General features: G+C 46.3%; 17 protein-coding genes. 7 read left to right on the top strand and 10 right to left on the bottom strand.

What is annotated here, in order from left to right:
• Position 1: 1 nt before the first annotated feature.
• From JGK36_RS28395 to psbZ, 10 genes are all read right to left on the bottom strand, one after another.
• Entirely contained in the window at positions 2-625 is a 624-nt protein-coding gene (locus JGK36_RS28395; protein ID WP_293184919.1) for a Uma2 family endonuclease, read from the bottom strand.
• 110 nt (positions 626-735) lie between these two features.
• The gene (locus tag JGK36_RS28400) at positions 736-1,374 is read right to left on the bottom strand and encodes a Uma2 family endonuclease (protein ID WP_293201240.1); all 639 of its coding nucleotides are present in this window, start codon (positions 1,372-1,374) and stop codon (positions 736-738) included.
• 189 nt (positions 1,375-1,563) lie between these two features.
• Complete coding sequence (locus JGK36_RS28405; protein WP_293198246.1) at positions 1,564-2,175, bottom strand: Uma2 family endonuclease; 612 nt, start codon at positions 2,173-2,175, stop codon at positions 1,564-1,566.
• 465 nt (positions 2,176-2,640) lie between these two features.
• Positions 2,641-3,678 carry an ATP-grasp domain-containing protein gene (locus tag JGK36_RS28410; RefSeq protein ID WP_293184917.1) on the bottom strand — a complete coding sequence of 346 codons (1,038 nt, stop codon included), beginning with the start codon at positions 3,676-3,678 and terminating at the stop codon, positions 2,641-2,643.
• Between the two features lie 2 nt (positions 3,679-3,680).
• Entirely contained in the window at positions 3,681-5,075 is a 1,395-nt protein-coding gene (locus tag JGK36_RS28415) for an ATP-grasp enzyme (RefSeq protein WP_293198237.1), read from the bottom strand.
• Between the two features lie 196 nt (positions 5,076-5,271).
• Complete coding sequence (locus tag JGK36_RS28420; RefSeq protein ID WP_293198239.1) at positions 5,272-6,075, bottom strand: O-methyltransferase; 804 nt, start codon at positions 6,073-6,075, stop codon at positions 5,272-5,274.
• A 2-nt stretch (positions 6,076-6,077) separates the two neighbouring features.
• Positions 6,078-7,316: a sedoheptulose 7-phosphate cyclase gene (locus JGK36_RS28425; protein WP_293191712.1), complete on the bottom strand. Its 1,239-nt coding sequence runs from the start codon at positions 7,314-7,316 to the stop codon at positions 6,078-6,080.
• A 485-nt stretch (positions 7,317-7,801) separates the two neighbouring features.
• The gene (locus JGK36_RS28430; protein ID WP_293184977.1) at positions 7,802-8,350 is read right to left on the bottom strand and encodes a Uma2 family endonuclease; all 549 of its coding nucleotides are present in this window, start codon (positions 8,348-8,350) and stop codon (positions 7,802-7,804) included.
• Between the two features lie 125 nt (positions 8,351-8,475).
• On the bottom strand, positions 8,476-9,024 hold the full coding sequence (gene ribH / locus JGK36_RS28435) for a 6,7-dimethyl-8-ribityllumazine synthase (RefSeq protein ID WP_293184911.1): 549 nt from the start codon (positions 9,022-9,024) through the stop codon (positions 8,476-8,478).
• Between the two features lie 228 nt (positions 9,025-9,252).
• Positions 9,253-9,444: a photosystem II reaction center protein PsbZ gene (gene psbZ, locus JGK36_RS28440; RefSeq protein WP_293184909.1), complete on the bottom strand. Its 192-nt coding sequence runs from the start codon at positions 9,442-9,444 to the stop codon at positions 9,253-9,255.
• A gap of 240 nt (positions 9,445-9,684) precedes the next feature.
• Here psbZ and JGK36_RS28445 point away from each other — a divergent pair, with 240 nt between their 5' ends.
• The 7 genes from JGK36_RS28445 to JGK36_RS28475 all read left to right on the top strand — a co-directional run bounded on the left by JGK36_RS28445 (position 9,685) and on the right by JGK36_RS28475 (position 19,210).
• Positions 9,685-9,915, top strand: a complete 231-nt coding sequence (locus tag JGK36_RS28445) for a hypothetical protein (protein WP_293184908.1) — start codon at positions 9,685-9,687, stop codon at positions 9,913-9,915.
• A gap of 93 nt (positions 9,916-10,008) precedes the next feature.
• A complete protein-coding gene (locus tag JGK36_RS28450) occupies positions 10,009-13,008 on the top strand; it encodes a CBS domain-containing protein (RefSeq protein WP_293198241.1) in 3,000 nt (999 codons plus the stop codon).
• Between the two features lie 256 nt (positions 13,009-13,264).
• Complete coding sequence (locus tag JGK36_RS28455) at positions 13,265-13,795, top strand: DUF2127 domain-containing protein (protein WP_293184907.1); 531 nt, start codon at positions 13,265-13,267, stop codon at positions 13,793-13,795.
• Positions 13,796-14,868: 1,073 nt separating this feature from the next.
• A complete protein-coding gene (locus JGK36_RS28460; protein ID WP_293184906.1) occupies positions 14,869-16,440 on the top strand; it encodes a protein kinase in 1,572 nt (523 codons plus the stop codon).
• A gap of 315 nt (positions 16,441-16,755) precedes the next feature.
• A complete protein-coding gene (locus tag JGK36_RS28465) occupies positions 16,756-16,914 on the top strand; it encodes a hypothetical protein (protein WP_293184905.1) in 159 nt (52 codons plus the stop codon).
• Positions 16,915-16,955: 41 nt separating this feature from the next.
• Entirely contained in the window at positions 16,956-17,297 is a 342-nt protein-coding gene (locus JGK36_RS28470; RefSeq protein WP_293184904.1) for a DUF6825 family protein, read from the top strand.
• Positions 17,298-17,443: 146 nt separating this feature from the next.
• Positions 17,444-19,210, top strand: a complete 1,767-nt coding sequence (locus JGK36_RS28475) for an AarF/ABC1/UbiB kinase family protein (RefSeq protein WP_293184903.1) — start codon at positions 17,444-17,446, stop codon at positions 19,208-19,210.
• Positions 19,211-19,521: the final 311 nt, after the last annotated feature.

Genomic DNA, 19,521 nt, shown 5'->3' on the forward strand with positions numbered 1-19,521 from the left:
GTTAGTTCGGCAAACCAGCAAGAAAAATCTTCTCTGCCGTTAATTTCAACTCTGGGAATGCCAGCGATTCAACTATGTCATTTCCCCGAAATTGGCTGATTTGATATTCCCCGTCAACCAACTGATAAACCGAGATAGTAGGTTGTTTCGGATTACCAATAAAGCGTCTGCCGCCCAAAGCAGCATAATCCACAACCCAATATTCCGGGATACCCAATCTTTCATAATCAGCTACTTTAACCAGGTAATCATCTTGCCAGTTCGTACTGACAACCTCTACAGCCAATCGCACCGAAGATCCCATCGTGATGACGGATTCTTTTTTCCAGCGTGGTTCGTTTGCAAGTGCGGTTCTGTCTAGGACTATTACGTCTGGTTGATAACCTGCTTCGTCACGGACGGGTTTAATTAGGCAATCACCAGGGATAAAGTAAGGCAATTGCAGCCGTCTGATTTCAAAATTGATTTCACTGGAAAGAAAACCCGTAACTTCCGAATGGTCGCCGGTTCCTAAAGGCATTTCAACAATTACTCCGTTGTGTAGTTCGTACTTATGGACAGAGTTCTCTGGATACCAGGCAACGAACTCATCAAACGTGATTGTTTTGGATATGGTTTGGATCATGTTGCGGTTTCCTCTGTCTGGTGATTAGTATGCGGAAAGCTAGAAGATTACACAATGTACAAAGTACAATTTTTGATATTCTTTTAATATCCGATCGCCCCCCAGTCGTTCTAGCTCGGCTCGGTTGGAGGCAGACCGGCTCGAAAAATCACCTCGGTAGTCAACCTCAACTCTGGGAAAGCCAGCGATTCAACTATGTCATCGCCCTTAAACTGTTTTACCTGATACTCGCCGTCAACCAACTGGCAAACCGATAGTGTGGGTTGTTTGGGAGTACCGATGAACTTGCGGCCGCCCAAACCGAGGTAGTCCACAATCCAGTATTCGGGGATGCCCATTTCTTCGTAGTCGGCGAATTTGAGATGGTAATCGTCCCGCCAGTTGGTACTGACGACCTCTACAGCCAGTCGCACCGAAGACCCCATCGTGATGATGGATTCCCTATCCCAGCGCGGTTCTTTTGTGAGAGCTGCTTCGTCTAGGACAACTGCGTCTGGCAGGTAGCCCGCCTCGTTGCGGACGGGTTTGAGCAGGTAGTGGGCGGGGATAAAGCAAGGCAATTTCAGTCGCCTGATTTCTGCGATGATTTCGTCCCTGGTTAAAGCTATAACGCGGCAATGGCGGCCAGTTCCTAAAGGCATTTCAACAATTACTCCATTATGTAGTTCGTACTTATGGACAGAGTTCTCTGGATACCAAGCAACGAACTCATCAAACGTGATTGTTTGTGGTTTCCTCTGTCTGGTGATTAGTATGCCGAAAGCTAAAAGATGACACAACGATAGATGCTATCATTGACAAATTGGACTGTAGCTGATGTGAGTCCGATCGCCCGTCCTGACAGAACAGCACTTGGTACAAAACGCAGATTTGTTAAAAAATTGGGGTTGTTTTGTACCCCATTTGATATCCTTTTGATACCGATCGCCTTATTCATTCTAACTTGGCTCGGTTGCAGGCAGACCAGCCCGAAAAATCTGTTCTGCCGTTAATTTCAACTCTGGGAATGCCAGCGACTCAACTATGTCATCTCCCCGAAACTGGCTGATTTGATATTCCCCGTCAACCAACTGGTAAACCGAGATAGTAGGTTGTTTCGGATTGCCAATGAAGCGTCTGCCGCCCAAAGCAGCATAATCCACAACCCAATATTCCAGGATACCCAATCTTTCATAATCAGCTACTTTAACCAGGTAATCATCTTGCCAGTTCGTGCTGACAACCTCTACAGCCAATCGCACCGAAGACCCCATCGTGATGATAGATTCTTTTTTCCAGCGTGGTTCATTTGCAAGTGCGGTTCTGTCTAGGACTATTACGTCTGGTTGATAACCTGCTTCGTTACGGGAAAGCTTGAGTAAGCAGTCACCTGGAATTGAGTAGGGTAATTCACGACGGTCAATTTCAACTGCTAGTTTTGAGTGTATAAAACCCGTAACTTCCGAATGGTCGCCGGTTCCTAAAGGCATTTCAACAATTACTCCATTATGTAGTTCGTACTTATGGACAGAGTTCTCTGGATACCAAGCAACGAACTCATCAAACGTGATTGTTAAACGTGATTGTTTTGGATATGGTTTGGATCATGTTGTGGTTTCCTCTGTCTGGTGATTAGTATGCGGAAAGCTCAAATATTACACAAGAGTTACTCGTATCAATATCAGTAACTCTTGACATAGGAAGTGAAGTCTGCTATAGTCTCGTGTCCATAATATCAAAATACCGATCGCGCCGATCGACTAAATCAAAAATCAGTATTTAGTTGACCCCCAGAAAGTAGGGTGCGTCGCTGGCAAATTTTTCCGTAATCTCCCTCCCATAATCTCATGGCGACGCACCGCCGTGATTGTCAGGTGCGTCGCCATGAGATTGTCGCTGTGCGTTGAATTAGTCGATCGCGACGCACCCTACAGAAACTGTATTATGGCTCAAGAAATTAGGAGACGGCAGTGCCGTGTCCCTACCCACAATAATACTGTAGGGACACGGCATTGCCGTCTCCTCTATATCATTCCTTAGTTATTTGGGATTTTACATAAAGCATTTTGCAACATACTTTCAAAAAAAGTATCCAGAGAAGTTCCCGATGCTTTCGTCATCGCAGAAAGTACACTTTTCTGAGCAAAAGAACAGTAAAGCCCCGCTTCCAAGAACCAAGGTTTTCCCTGCGGATCTATCCGAAAATCAAATAGACTATAATCGCGACAACCCAAAGCTATATGAGATTTTCTGGCCATATCCCAAACTCTCTCAGTTGCCGAATCGCTGATGTCAACTATCCACGATTTGGTACTATCTTTAGCGGCATAACCCAAGCTGCCATCGTCATTTTGTTTCAGCTTGTCGGCATAACTCCGAATCGGCATTGTCTCAGCATTTAGAGCATATTCTTCTAGTGGCAAACAGACTAATTCGCCTGCTTTGACGATAATTCCACAGCGAACTTCTCTACCCAATTCAATGAATTTTTCTACTAATACTTCATCTGAATGAGTCAATGCTTTCTGCAAAGCTGCATCATAGTCAGCGGCATCTTTAACGAAGGTAACTCCAATGGAATTATCACCATTTAGTGGCTTGAGGACGATCGGGAAATCAATCAAAGTTCGATCGCCCGCACGGACAACTTCTCCCAACGGTACACTTACCCCAGCGGCTGCTACCACTGCCTTTGTCCTTGCTTTGTCAGCCACCAGCGCCATCAACTCTGCGGGATTACCCACATAAGGAATATTCAGGAGATCGAACAAGCTGCGGTATTGAGTCATGCCTGGGATGCAAAACATCTGGGGGATCATTACATCAATTTGGAGGTCGGTCAGCACCTGCACAGCGCCCGCTAAAGACATGGGATGAGCGGCCTCGATCGCACTTTTATCGAGAGATGTCGGAAAACGCCAGGTGCGATCGGGAGAAACATAGGCAATATGAAATTCATACAGTGCTGAATTAGCCGTATTCTCCAAACAATCTTGGGCGTAAAGGCGTGACAAGTCACAGTAAAAATCACTGACTGCCGATCCAACTAAATGCAAAACCCGTAATACTGACATACTCAATCTCCTCCTATTTCCACAAGTTTGCCAATATTAAAATCAATCCGAATCCACTCTTTCGGCTTCTGCAAATTTCCCCATAACAATAATGGGATTTGCCAATGATGCACCATCAAAAATGGTAATGGATCGTTCCAATCGAAGATGGCATCTTTACCTTGAACAATAATTTGTAACCGCTCAGAAACTAGCTTTGGCGACGACAAATTAGTCACCAATCGCCAAATTTCGTGGTAAATCCAGTAAGTCGGGCGGCTAGATGCCAAGGGCTGCACAGTTTGTGGTAAAGAGTCGCGATCTAAATAAGCCTTGGCGACATCGGGATGGTTGTAAAACATCGTGATAGCTGAATGGGTGCGGGGATTACATTCGATCGCATAAATCTGTCCATCATCCGCCGCCTGAATGAAATCAAAGGAAACTTGTCCAGTCAAATTGAGGCTTTTGGCAAACTGACGAATCCAATTTTCGATGTCTGGGCGATCGACATTTTCGTAGTTTACCTGAAATGCTGATGATTCACAGCAACAGTGCAACTGAACATGACCATCACGGATGGTACTGTGAGTGCAGAACTCTTGTCCCGGAATATACTCTTGCATAATCCAAGGTTTACTCTCGGAAATTGGTAAAGAGTTGACAAAAGTGGCAGTTTCGGCTGGGGTTTCGCAGGGTAATTTAGTGAGATCTAATCTGCGGATAGAATCGTAGGGAATACTTTTGATAATATATGGACGCTTTGCACCAGTGAAGTCAAAATCAATTACTTGCTGGGGATTTGTAATTAGGTAAGACTTCGGGACTCGCAGCCCTAATGCGATCGCAGCAGCGGCAAATGTATACTTATCATCCAATCTTTGCAGCATTTCCACATCTACGTGCATTACCGTACAGTGGGGAGAAAGTACGCTTTGGACTTCGGCATCGTAGTAACTGGCGACTGGACTACAAACCGGCACGTAAACATTAACTTTCTCTTGTTGAACGATTTTTAAGAGTGCTTGCGGGTATTCGTCTGTCTGGGGATTTGGTACTGTATAAAAGCGATCGACTGCCCAAGAGTAACGATGACCTGTCAGCCAGTATTTCTCAGTTTCAACCAAAATTACCCGATGACCGGCCTTGTGGAACGATCGGGCTAGCTGTAATGCCTTAGTCATCTTGCCGCCACTGATCAAAATCGTTTGCGGAGTGGCTGCGAGCGATCGAGACTGGAACGGTTTGATGATGATGAATCTCAGTAATGCCACTATTGTCAAAGTTAGATTCAGGGGCATTACTAATAGCAACAAAGTTAGAGTTGCTATTGTTTTAAGTGCTGTTTGGAAGCGCCGATTACCCGCATTTTTTTCCTGTTCAGATGGCATCGCTGCAACTGAAATTGTTTTGATCATAATTTTCTAGTAAGTAGGTACTCTAATTAAAGGCAATATCAAATCCGCCCTTCATCGAAATTATTCATATCTCTCTTTTATTCATCTGCGTGAATCCGCGTTAATCCATTGTCATCTGCGGTTAATAAATTCCCTTTTTTTACCGCAGATACAGGCAGATAAACGCAGATAAACGCAGATGAATTATATTAAATCCCTAAACGCGCCGAATCAAGGTAATCCCATCTCTCAATGGCACTAACACCTGCTCTACGCGCGGATCGTCAACTACAGCCTGGTTGAATTTAGCGATCGCAATTCCGTTAGCAGTAGCAGTATCCGACAAATAGGGCTGTCCCTGCATCAGAGTATTATCGGCACAAATCAAGCCATTGGGAGCCAACAAACCAGTCGTCAGAAGTAAGTCGAGATAGTCTGTGTATCCACCTTTGTCAGCATCGATAAACACTAAATCGAACACTTCTCCAGCAGCAGCCAATTGTTTCATGGTTTCTAAAGCTGGTGCCACTTTCACTGATATTTTGTGGCCAGCAGTCGATTCGTCGAAACACTTCTGGGCAAATTCAGCGACGTAAGTATCTACTTCGCAGGCGACTACTTTTCCATCAACGGGAAGGGCTTCAGCCATCGCTAGTGCTGAGTAACCAGTAAACATCCCGATTTCCAGTACGCGCTGTGCCTTCGTCAGATGGACGAGAAATTTGAGCATTTGCCCTTCCACATGGCCGGAGAGCATCTCTTGTTCGAGGTGGCGCACTGTCTCGCCGTCGGAGAATCGCTTACTCCAATCTTCTGATTGGGTGCGCTTGACTAAGGTGGCTAAGGCGGGAGATTCTGCTGTGGTACAAAGGTTCAGGTAGGGATCGAGACCGTTTGCCAATTCGTAGGCTTGTTGTAATTCTGCCTTGAAAGCTCGATCGATCGCATCAATTGACTCTACCTGCTGCACAAGACTTTCCAGTTTCGCAGCCAAAATCCCGACTGGGGTAACAGGTCTCATCCTTATACCCCTGCGGTGGAAGGAGTTCCAACTTTGTTCAGTACCACATACATATTCTCGCCATCGCCATTGCGTGGGTAGCCATGACAGATTTTTTGATGCACCGCTAGGGCTTCATCTAACTCAGTCCGAGTCAAATCATTCATGAAAAAGCAGTCACCAATGGGGCATGGAGCCGCCGCACGTTGGAGACCGTCACGGGTACGGGCGATGGATGTTGTTGCTTTCCAGAGCAATTCTGATGTAAGATGAGGGCTATCAATTGCTAGTCCGAGGCGACTCATTAATCCTAGGATGCGATCGCGCGAGGCGATCGAAATGTAGCCCCGTTGTTGAGCAATAGTCGCCGAAAAAGCCATATCGATGGCGACACTATGGCCGTGGAACATCGGAATTTCCGGTGTTAGTTCCAGCGTCGGACTCCAAGTGTGACCATAGGCAATCACTCGATCCAAATCTAGCTCGTGCAGGTTTGGTACTTCTAAGGCTAGCATTGATTGAATCGCATTGTAGGTTAAGCGATGCGCCACTTCTCGCAGTTCTGATGTGCCATCTAGATACCCAAAGTGGCTGTGCAGCAATGCTTCGCCGTAGTTTTCCAACAATTCAAAGATTTCTTTGTTGCCAACAACCGCGATCTTAATTAACTCTGCCATGCCGTTGCGTATTTGGTCGATCGGCAGAGTTTTCAGGAAAGAGAAGTCTAAAATTACTTTCTGCGAAGCATGGTAAGCACCGAGGCGGTTTTTTAGTTTACCGTGATTCACAGCTACCTTGATCGCCACACTCGCATCAATCAGCCCAATTAGGGTTGTTGGTACGCGAATGTAGTTAGTCCGACGGCGATAGGAGGAGCAGGCAAAACCTGTTACGTCAGTAGTCAATCCACCACCGACTACCAAGACAGGTTCTTTCCGCACCAGTCCGAAATCAACAAAGGCATCTATGATGCTTTCAAAGGTGGTTAAGGTTTTATCTGGTTCCTTGATACTCACTGGAAAGACGGTTAAATCTATCTCGTGATACTGGAAGTAAGAGTGCATCTGCTTGCCGTACAAACCATACACTGTCTGGTCTACAACCATTAGACAGCGACCAAATTGCCGATAGCTATCCGCAATTTCTGGATTTTCGAGTTTGAAAGCGCCATCTACATAGAGTAGACTGAAATCAATTTTTTCGTACCCTTCAATGTGAAAAGCGCGATCGGTAGCTGTAAACGTAGCTTGAATGTCACCCATAAATTTTTTTCACTTTCATGTTGGTAAGTAACTGTAAGTATCCGGGCGAACCTCAAAATTATCAATCCCTTTGTTGGTAAGCTTCCTAGGTATTAACTGGACAAATTAATTATTTAATATTACGTTAACAATTGACCTGAAAGTTCACTTTCAAACCTGTTTGTTAAGAATACGTTAAATACTGTTTGTACAGCATTTGTACTGAAAGCCATCCTAGGATCGAGTTGAGACGGCCTCAATGCTTACACAAAACTTAACATAACGAATTTCTCATATTTGTGCAACCAAATTTAGATAAATCTCATAAAACTGTTGAGGAATATTAGATAATGGGCGATTTTTAGTTAAAAAATTTACAGATAAATCAGTATTTGAGGAAATTTATGTATTCTAGGATACTCAGTAAGCCAAAGGGCGATCGCCATTGACAATAAATGTATAAAATTATACTGAAAATTCAGGGAGTGTTTTAAAGTCAATTCAGCTTAGGCTGGAAACACCAAAGACAAATCCAGAGACAAATCGGGAAACCCCGGAATTACGACAGCCTCATTTTGCAGAACGACTTTTTGCGATCGATAATTGAAATCACCTTGTCTTTTTTGATAAGGTTCGCTGTGCATTTCGAGTTGACGATCGACTAAATTAAATATCCAATAATTAGCAATTCCAGATTCGGCATAGAGAGATAGCTTTGTTTCGCGATCGTACTTTAAAGTAGAATCAGAAACCTCAATTACTAACAAGATATCCGCAGGCTCCGGGTGAGAAGCTAAATAACGATCGGAACGATTGCGGGCGATAACCACATCAGGTTCTGGTTCGCTATCTGTAGTAGATAAAATTATCGGCTCTTGACCGCGCACGATCGCCTTTTTTATCGCCAGCGTGCACAACTCTCCTAATAGTAGCGAATTACAAACAGAATGAAACGTAGTTTTAGCAGCTTTGATGATAATTTCTCCGCGAATCAATTCTACTTGCTCATCGGGAGCGAAAAATCCCAGTTTTCCCAAACGGTGATATTCTGCGATCGAGAATCTTTTCGCGGTGACACTATTCGTAGCTTTCCTTACCTACTTTATTTCTTAGTCTCGCGTTGCGCGGACTTTGTTTTTGTAGACGCGATTTCAATCGCCGAGTTATCTGAGAAGATATATTAAGCCCGATCGCCCGGGAGCACTTGAACAGCAGCAGCCTCCGGTAATCGATCGTAAGAACTTCCACCCAAACTATTAACTTGACGCATCAAAGTGCCCATTTCCAGAGCACTCATCCCATAATTCCAGCCCAAATTGCTCTTAATTCCCGCCCTTTCCAAAGCTTGCTGCATCGTGTCAGTCGTCACCACGCCAAAAATCACCGGGACACCACTTTGAAAAGCAGCAGCAGCAATTCCTTTAGAAACCTCACCAGCTACAAAATCGAAATGCGGAGTTTGACCGCGAATTACCGCACCCAGACAGATTACCGCATCGTAGCGGCCAGAAAGAGCAGCTTTGCGGGCCACCAAAGGAATTTCAAAACATCCGGGAACCCAATAAAAATCAACTTGATTTCCATGAGGATTGATATCAACGCCGTGGCGTTTCAAACAATCTTGACATCCTTCCAAAAGTTTGTTGACAATCAAATCGTTAAAACGACCGATGACAATCGCAAATCGCAAAGATTCTGTTTGAGTAAAATTTCCCTCGAAAACTGCCATAGTGCTCTAATTTTAGATTTTAGGTTTTAGATTTTAGATTTTTGTTTGCCAGAAGGTAAAGTTTAGAAAGCAGAAACATCTGATTTTAATCTCAAGTGCACAAACATACAGGATCGCGCGGATTGGAAATTTTTTAGTGGGTACCGAATACCGAATACCTTCAAAATTCTGGTTAATGCCTTCAGCCTTCTATCTTTTACCTTCTTTATTCGAGAGCGATGGGCGAGCTTAAACTACCAAAAAGTTCAATACAGCCACTGCAATAACCAGCAAGAACCACAGACCTGAACCTACAAAAATCAAGGATTTAGACTGATTCCAGTTTTGGGGAGAGGCATAAGCAACAGGCACGCCAACTACCATCACAAAAGACAGCAGTACGAGAGCCAGTAAAACCAATTGAAACAGAATTGATAACATTTTTTCTCCTTTCGATATAGCCGTGCGTTGACGAGAAATAGTTTGTAATAATCTGGATAAAAATTCCAGATTATAGTTTTTGACCCATTTAAAAACGGGTTCACTTCCCCGACTTACGTCGTGGAGATTTCAAAATCTTAGACCAAAGTTGCATCTCCCAGATCGATCTGTGGAGTAAATCTAAAATCTACAATCTACAATCGACTGACTGTATCCCGATAGTAATCCAGAAATTGTCGGTTGATTGATACGAAAGAGACTTTGCAAATTCGGGCGTTGCGCGAACAGGCGCCAGCGGCTCTTGAGATTTACATCAATTTTATCATTGTTCGCTACTTGACAGAACACTGGGTTCAAGACAGGCTGAAGGCTGAGTTAAGCAGTCGAGGTCGCATTAAACCTCGGAAACCGGGTTTATTAGGTGATTTCTGGTTCCTCGTCGCAATTTTTTTACCTAAACCCGGTTTCTAGCCCCATGCGTAAGTTTTGCTATAGTGCGATCGCCCGGTATCAAAGCCCCAGAAATTGCTAGTGTGGGAGTGAGAGATACGAGATTTTCCGGCTATGGACTTAGTTTTGTGCCACACAACAGCAGATTTTGACAGCTTGGGAGCAGCGGTGGGACTTTGCGTGCTGCGCCCCGGTAGCAGAATTGTGCTGACTGGGGGTTGTCACCCGACAGTGCGGGATTTTTTGGCGCTGCACCGCGACGAGTACCCGCTGATCGAACGCCGATCGGTCAATCCGCAACAAATTCGATCGATTACTATAGTAGATGCCTCGGGGCGCGATCGTTTAGGAAAAGCCGCCGAATGGCTAGATTTGCCACACCTCAACGAAATAGCGGTTTTTGACCACCATCTCCAAGCCGATTTGGACATCCCCGCGACTGTTACCCAAATCGAAGCTGTCGGCGCAACCACCACATTAATTGTCGAAAAACTCCGCGAAAAACTCAAAAATTCAGCAGAAAACGGCGATACAGTATCCCGGCTTTTACCTTCAGAAGCCACAGTCATGGCCCTCGGTATCCACGTCGATACCGGTTCCCTCACCTTCGACGGCGCAACCGCGCGAGATGCAATGGCTTTGGCGTGGTTGATGGAACAAGGAGCAAGTTTGCGGGTAATCTCTGAATATGTAGAACCCGGTTTGTCTCCGCAATTGCAGGATTTGCTCAGAGAAGCATTGGAGAATTTGCGATCGCAAACCTTGCACGGTTATACAGTAGCTTGGGTATTACTTTCTACTGAAGCCTACGTGCCCGGACTTTCGGCGCTAGCTTCTCGCTTGTTGGATTTAACTGAAACCGATGCTCTACTTTTAGGCAATGTTTATAAATTTAGCGAAAACGACAACCGCAACATCGCCCAATCGCCAGTTTCCAACCGCTTAGCTATTATCGGTCGATCGCGTATCGAAGGCACAAACCTCAGCGAATTGTTCAAACCTTTCGGCGGCGGAGGCCACGCCCGCGCCGCATCCCTCGCCACCCGAGATGTTGACGCCCTGCTGACTTTAAATCAATTAGCCGACGAACTCAAAGCTCAAATCCCGCACCCTCCCACCGCCCGCGAATTAATGTCATCCCCAGTGAGGAGCATTCGCCCGGAAATCTCCGTGGGAGAGGCTCACCGTATCCTCCTACGTTACGGACATTCTGGACTTTCAGTGGTCGATACGGGCGATCTACTGGCAGGCATTATCTCGCGCCGCGACATTGATATCGCCCTCCACCACGGTTTCAGTCACGCTCCGGTTAAGGGTTACATGACTCCGCAGCTAAAAACGATCGCCCCGGATACCTTGCTGCCAGAAATTGAAGCTTTAATGGTGACATACGATATCGGGCGTTTGCCAGTATTGGAAAACGGCCAACTGGTGGGAATTGTGACTCGCACTGACGTGTTGCGGGAATTGCACCAGCAAAAAGCGCGCGATAGTGGAAGTAATTCTCAATTGTCTAATTATCCTGTATCTGAGTCGGTTGAGCAGTTGTTGCGATCGGGCATTAGTAGCGAATTATGGCAATTATTGTCGATCGCTGCCAACATTGCACGAGAGCGCGGCTGGCAACTTTATATTGTCGGTGGAGCAGTCCGCGATTTATTATTAGCTTTGAATGACACCAAGGGCGGGCAAGATGCCCACCCCACAACATTAAACTCTTGTGGAACAGGCATCTTGCCTGTTACCCTAACTGATATTGATTTGGTAGTTGATGGCAACTGCGGTACCGACGATTCCGGTGCCGGTGTCGAATTAGCCTCAGCGCTCCAGAAATTATACCCAGACTCGCGTTTAGACGTTCACGGTCAATTTCAAACCGCCGCGCTGCTGTGGCACAAAGACTCTGCTTTCGGCTCGCTGTGGCTGGATATCGCTACGGCTCGTACTGAATTTTATCCCTATCCGGCTGCAAATCCCGAAGTTGAAGCGAGTTCGATCCGCCAAGATTTGTACCGCAGGGATTTTACTATTAATGCGCTGGCTGTGCGGTTGGGAGTTCCCCGCAGCGGCGAATTGTTGGATTTTTTTGGCGGTTTGCTAGATTTGGAATCGCGGCAAATTCGAGTTTTGCACGCTAACAGTTTTATCGAAGATCCGACGCGGATTTATCGGGCGGTGCGGTTTGCGGTACGGCTGGGATTTTCCATTGAATCGCAGACTGAAGGATACATCCGCCACGCTTTGGAAAGCGGAATTTATTACCGAATTCAGGGGGAAAACGGCAGAGCTCCGGCTTTGGAAACTCGCCTCAAAAGTGAATTGAAGTACATTTTGCAAGCTCCTTATTGGCAGGTTGCTTTGCAGATGTTGGGAGATTTGCAAGCTTTGCGCTGTATTCATCCTACTTTAGATTTGGATCGTCCGTTGTGGCGGCGACTGCGTTTGCTCGATCGATGTTTGAATGGAAGGAAGAAATCCGAGGGAAGTCGGAAGAAGGAAGAGGGAAGTCGGAAGAAGGAAGAAGGAAGAGGAAAGAAGGAAGAAGGAAGAAGGAAGAAGGAACAAACTATTCCCAATGCCCAATTCCTAATGCCCGATGCCCAATTCCCAATTCCCAATTCCCAATTCCCAATGCCCAATTCCCAATTCCCAATTATCAATATTCCAGATTGGCTGATGCGGCTGGAAGTTTTGATCGCTTATTTAGCACCGGAATATCGGGTTAAAGTGGCTACAAATCTTCAGTTACCTGCTGACAGTATTAAGCGGCTGGAAGTTTTGGAAGCTGGAAATCAGGAATTAGCAAAGGGTTTACTGAAGTGTAATTTACCCAGTCAATTAGTGTTTCTGTTGAGGAATTATGAGTTGCCGCTGTTAATTGCGATCGCCCTGCAAAGCCCCCGCAGCGCCCGCCGCCAGATTTGGCAATATATCACCCGGTTGGCGAATGTTGAGCCGCCTTTAAACGGCAATGACTTGAAGGCTTTGGGTTACAAGCCCGGGCCTGGGTTTAAGGTAATGTTGGATGATTTGTTGGCGGCTGCGTTGGATGGCGATTTGGGCGATCGGGCTAGCGCGATCTCTTTCTTAGCACAACGTTACCCTCAATCTTAGTCTGCTATAGCGGCTCTAGCTCTCATATGAGGTACGTTGTTGGGCTTCAGCCCTCTTTGTCTGGGAGGTTATATAAGCTGTCAGTCATACCTCATCTTTGTGAGAAAGGCTATATGTCAGCAGCACGTTATTTTTTGTAAATATATCGGCTAATAATTGCTGAATTTTACCGTCATCTTGTATCCGTTAATCGGGTACACTGACTCGTTGCCGCACAGCCATCTTATATCCGTTAAATCTCGCGCCAGCGAATTCGTTGCCGAACTTTTTTCTTCCTTATTCACAAGCCGATCGTCGCACATTATTAGATTTTTTGAGAATTTACGTGAAAAAACAGCGTCCTCCTGGTTTAATCGCAATTGTCGTTTACAAAACTTTTGTAGCAGCCCTCTTGACAGTAACTTCCGTCGCTTTACTTTTAGCGCTGAAGAATCATCAAGCCTTGGAAGATTTTTCGGAATCGTACTTCTTGGAAAGTAAATTAAAAATAATTGAGCTTCTACTAGATAAAGTTCTAAGTGTAAAGCCTAAAACATTACTATTTAGCGGACTTGCAGCAGGACTTTATGCCGCTTTAACTGCTCTTGAAGCAGTTGGTTTGTGGTACGAAAAAGGGTGGGCGACTATTTTGGTTTTAGCGCTGGTAGGTATCAGTATCCCGCCCGAAATATATGAGTTATTTCATGGTTTTACCGTACTTAAGCTGGTGGTTTTTATCGCAAATATAGCGGTGTTTTGGTATTTGCTGCACCATTTGCCGAAGCACGGTAATTCAGTTGACAGTTGACAGTTGACAATTGACAGCAACTTCTACCTGGAAGCCCGAGGATTGGGGTAATGAATCGTCTGATTTTAATTTATACGCCAAACCCATAGGCTTTAAACAAATTTTTTATTGTAAGGAAGATTAAAGTTCAATACGCTGGAGTCCTAATACCATTTTTTTAAATTTATAACAGACTTTAGAAAATACGGAAAGTCTATAAATTACAATCTCTTGTCGTCGTATAGCCTTTCTCAAAAAGGTGAGGTATGACTGACAGGTTATATAACCACTGAAACCAAGAGGGCTCTCTTCCCAACAACGTCCGCGAATATGAGAGCTTAGAAAAATAGTATAAGGTACACTGCTATTAAAAATTAGTCAAAAAAATAGACTTTTCTATTTTCAAGTAGCGACGCACCTGTGCCATTGCGCTTTCACCAAACAACCATGTTTGTAATATGAATTTTCAAAACTCTGGCAACATTATTCGTAAGGTGCGGATACATCAACAATCCCTAAAATTAATTCACTTTTCGAGCGGCAACGAATCTTACCTACAGAGTCGATCGAACAAACCGAACACTTGTTTTGTAGCACTACTTTTGATAAATGGTATAAGTAGGACTCCCTTCTATAGACTTTCTCAGCTTTCTGGAGGTACAAGTTGAGATTTTCCATTTTTCGATTTGAGATTGGGGATTGAGGGATTGATTGGTCAATACTTCATCTTTTTGAAAAGATATATCATAACAGTGACCACAAGTCAAATAAAAACCTAAATCTTTACATAAGCCTGCGATTGGTAAAGATTTGATAAAGGCAAGAGGGGTTATACCCCCCATGGGCTATAGTCATAGTCATATAGATGCACCCTGATGGCTTTCCCGTTCCACAAGAGCGGGATTTTTATTGGCAAAAAATTGTGTTAAGTTTTGAGACGACGGCTACAGATAAAATAACCGCCAGAGGCAAAGATGACCTGGCAGAGCAAAACCGACGCCCTAGGGCGCCGATCGTCGATCGAACCTCACCCCTAACTCTGCTTTCATAACCCAAAGGCGGTAGCATAGTTTGGGAACCGGCATCAACTAAAGATGAACTTAGCGCCAGCAACAGTCCTGCAAAAGGGCAAATACACAATTAACGCGACTTTAGGCAGAGGAGGGTTCGGCATCACTTACCGAGCTACCCACACCCAATTAAACCAAACCGTCGTACTCAAAACCCTCAACGAAAGTCTGCGCCAACACCCAGCCTCTGCCCAGTTTCAGCAGCAGTTTATTGCCGAAGCCCAGCGCCTGTCTCGATGCCAGCATTCAAACATCGTCAGGGTAATTGACTTTTTTGAAGAAGCCGGACAGTCTTTTATCGCGATGGACTACATTCCGGGCCAAACTCTCGCCCAAATAGTCGAAACCAGTCAGCCGCTACCAGAAGCCCAGGCCCTGCACTACATTCGGCAAATAGCCTCAGCGGTAAGTACAGTTCACCACAGCGGATTGCTACACGGAGACATCAATCCAGAAAATATGATCCGGCGAGCCGATTCTCATCTAGTAATGTTGATAGACTTCGGTGTTGCTCGCGACTTTATCGCCGACACGAAACAAACTCACACTAACTTGCTTTCCCCAGGATACGCGCCGCTCGAACAATACCTCTATGACGGTAAATGTACGCCTGCCACAGATGTTTACGCGATCGCAGCCACCCTTTACTACTTGCTCTCCGGCGTACCACCCGTAGCAGCACCCCTGCGCGATCGCATTCCCCTGGCTTCTTTGCGGCAATTTCAGCCCAACCTCAGCCCCGGCATTGAGCGAGCAATCCTTCAGGGACTCGAAACCGACCCCCAGAAACGCCCCCAGACAGTGGAAAATTGGCTTACTATGCTGCAAGAAACAGAGCGATTACCCGCACAGAGAACAGACAAGCAAAGTTTGCGATTGCCAGCACCTCCCCCCCTGCCGTTGACCTTGCTGGCGTTTGTCGTCACGGCTGCAATTGCTGGCTGGATGGGTTTTGACTTGGCCTGGCGCTACCACAGCATCAGTGCCAGCAACAACAGATCCACAACTCAATCCTTCCCATCTTTGGAAGATTTGCTCAAATCCCGTGATTTGTCAGGGCCGATGTTCGGGCAGCCGTCTGTCGAAAGCAGCCCTCTGGTTCCACTCCAACTCAACAAGCGCCCCAAACCCACGTCAGACAGCAGCATACCAGAACCGATCGACAACTCAACAGCTAGCGCCCAACCTTCTGCCTCCCCAAGCCCGGAGACTCCCGCCCCAGATCCTGAACCTTCAGCATCCCCAACTCCCGATCCCGAAGCGCAGATCTCTGAGTACCCCATTCCAGAACCTAAAACTGAAACCCAGCCAGCACCCGAAGCAGCATCCGCACCTGTACCAGAAGTTCCGCCCCTGCCACCCGAATCCCGCAGATCCTCCCCTCCCGTACCCGCACCCGCCCCGTCTGCTGCCAATAGTTCTGAAACATTCCCACAGCAAGAATCCGCACCGACAGTACCGTCACCGGCCCTAGGATCGATCGAACCGCCAATACCAAGCCAAAACGGCAGCAATTCCGGTACTTCGATCGCACCTTACTCGCCGCCCCCCGTGCCAGAACCGACAGTGCCTTATCCTGAACCTGCGACAAATTAGTATTCTTTTTTTTGCTTAAAAGGGCGAACTAATCCTTGGTTTGAGGATTGACTAAATATCCATCGATTGTGGAGCGAATAACGCCATTCCAAACCACAGACAATTTCGCACAACCTGCGATAGACTCAGAAAATATCAATAGCCATTGCCGGAAATTATCGAATATTTTCTATCACCTAACTAATCAGAATGGAAACCCCAAAATTTATAAATATTTGATATTTTGTGGTAAATTATGTTAATATTGAGACCGGACGGCTAGGTTGTTCGAGGTCGCCCATTAGTTCTGCCAAACCTACTAAGCTTGAGAAAGGTTTGAGTAAAACTAGAGCCGAGAATGCCGTGAGTTACCGTGGTGGCGCCCTATATGCGATCGCGATCGGTGCAAACAGTTGTTTTTTTCGGTGCAAGCCAGGGTGGTCGATCGATTCGGGCAAAGTTCCTTTCTTTGGGAACAAGCGCCATCGAGGATAAGCAAGTTATAATTTGTTGCGGAAGCGTACAGAGATTTCTATATGAGTAAACCCCCAGTTCATGCCTTTTTTGTAGGAAGAGCAGTTGCCGAAGCACTGTACGAGCAATTAGAAAGCGCAGCAACCAACGCTTTCTCCGAACTCGGCAAATTTGACGCCGAACAAAGAGAACGCCTGCGCCAGTTCACAGATAAAGTTGTAGAACGGGCCAATCGCGCTGCCGATGAGGCGATGCAGACCAGAACTGGTACTGGAACCACCAGCACTACTACTGACATTCAAGACATCCATCCCGCAGACTTGCAAGTAACGATCGACGAGCTGCGCGCCGAAGTCGCTCTCGTGCGATCGGAATTGCAGCGCTACCGCAGCAGTTTGCCTTAACAAAGGACGATTCCAGCGGACGATAGCTCCGAAGTGACGATCGCAACAACTACTGATTGTTACACGAGCGCAAAGCAATGCGCTCCTGCGCTCCTTCCTACCTGCAATCAAAGCAACAACATAAAATAAGCAATTTGGGAACCCAAGTGTCTGCTCTCCTTGATGACTCTGTTAATCGCCAGCGCTCCCCCAAGCGTACTAGCGACGCCGATGAGCCAAAAACTGCTGGTAAATCCTACAAAAGTAAAGCTTATCGCTGGAATCGCGAAAAATATTCCCGGCAGCGACGCTTCTTCGACATTTGGGCCTTTGTCTTGCTCTGGCTGGCTTCGCTGTGGTTCGACAGCAAAAACTGGAGCTACTGGGGAGGTGTAACTGAAGAAAAGAAAGTTGCCAGACGCCGCTTTCAAGCTATCTGGGTTCGAGAAACACTCTTGGATTTAGGCCCGACTTTCATTAAAGTTGGACAATTATTTTCCACCCGCGCCGACTTGTTCCCGGCAGAGTTTGTCGAGGAACTTTCTAAGCTGCAAGATAAAGTGCCTGCTTTCAGCTACGAACAGTTAGAGGTAATTGTCGAGCAAGATTTGGGCAAGACTGTTGAGGAACTCTACCGCAGCTTCGATCCTGTGCCCCTGGCCGCTGCCAGTTTGGGTCAGGTACACAAAGCTCAACTGCACTCGGGCCCGGAAGTTGTAGTAAAAGTGCAACGCCCTGGACTGCGAAAGCTGTTTGAAATAGATTTGCAAATTCTCAAGGGGATTGCTCGCTATTTTCAAAACCATCCTAAGTGGGGCCGCGGCCGAGATTGGATGGGGATTTATGAGGAATGTTGTCGCATTCTGTGGCTGGAAATAGACTATCTCCATGAAGGCCGCAATGCTGATACTTTTCGCCGCAATTTTAGCAACTGCGACTGGGTGCAGGTGCCACGAGTTTATTGGCGCTACGCGGCTCCGCGAGTGCTGACTTTGGAATACCTACCAGGGATTAAAATCAGCCACTACGAAGCTCTCGAAGCAGCCGGGATCGATCGCAAATTAATCGCTCAGTTAGGCGCTAAAGCTTATTTGCGGCAGTTGCTCAACGATGGCTTTTTCCACGCAGATCCCCACCCCGGCAATATCGCTGTGAGTGCTGACGGATCTCTGATTTTCTACGATTTCGGCATGATGGGTCAAATCCAGTCCAACGTCCGCGAAGGACTGATGGAGACTCTCTACGGCATTGCTTCCAAGGATGGACAGCGGATTATGGATTCTCTGATCAACTTGGGCGCTTTGGTTCCCACAGGCGATATGAGTCCCGTGCGCCGCAGCATCCAGTATATGCTCGATAACTTCATGGATAAGCCTTTTGAAGAGCAGTCCGTGAGTGCGATTACCGATGACCTTTACGATATTGCCTACGACCAACCTTTTCGCTTCCCAGCTACCTTTACTTTTGTAATGCGAGCTTTTTCGACGATTGAAGGCGTGGGCCGGGGTTTAGATCCCGAGTTTAACTTTATGGAGGTGGCACAACCTTTTGCCATGCAGCTTATGACTAATGGAAATGGGCCGGATGCAACGAGCAGCATTTTTAACGAACTAGGCCGTCAGGCGGCTCAGGTGAGTTCGACTGCTTTGGGTTTGCCCCGCCGGATTGAGGAGACTATTGATAAACTCGAACAGGGAGATTTACGGATTCGAGTCCGTTCTTCCGAAGCTGAGCGATTGATGCGCCGCATGAGCAACGTTCAAATGGGCACTAATTATACTTTGATGATGAGTGCTTTTACTTTGTCGGCGACAATTTTGTTTGTCAGCAATCAAGTATGGCCCGCTGTCGCTGTGGCTTTGCTGGCTGCGGGTGCTGGGTTTGCTCTGTTGCGTTTGTTCAAACGGATCGATCGATTAGATAGAATGTCATAATGCGGCCAATTGACGATCGAAAATTTCTGGCTTGAGATTTGTCGCCTGCAAAAACTTAACATTTAACGAGTTCGCCGGGAATTCCCCATCCTCTCGTAGTGTAGGAACAGCGTAGCGTCTTCCGCAACGAAGAAGGTTGGGGATGAAAGGCAGGTGGATGTAGCGCAGCGGAGCAAGACTTAAGTGGCAAATAGTCTGCTAAACTTATCTACAGTTGATTGCTGAGAGTCAGTTCCATGTTTGCCGTCAAGCGAGCGCTCAAATTAAATAATACTGAAGCAACCTTGATGGCAAAACACGCAGGCTTTCGG

Source organism: Microcoleus sp. PH2017_35_SFW_U_B, assembly GCF_020737865.1.
GTDB lineage: Bacteria > Cyanobacteriota > Cyanobacteriia > Cyanobacteriales > Microcoleaceae > Microcoleus.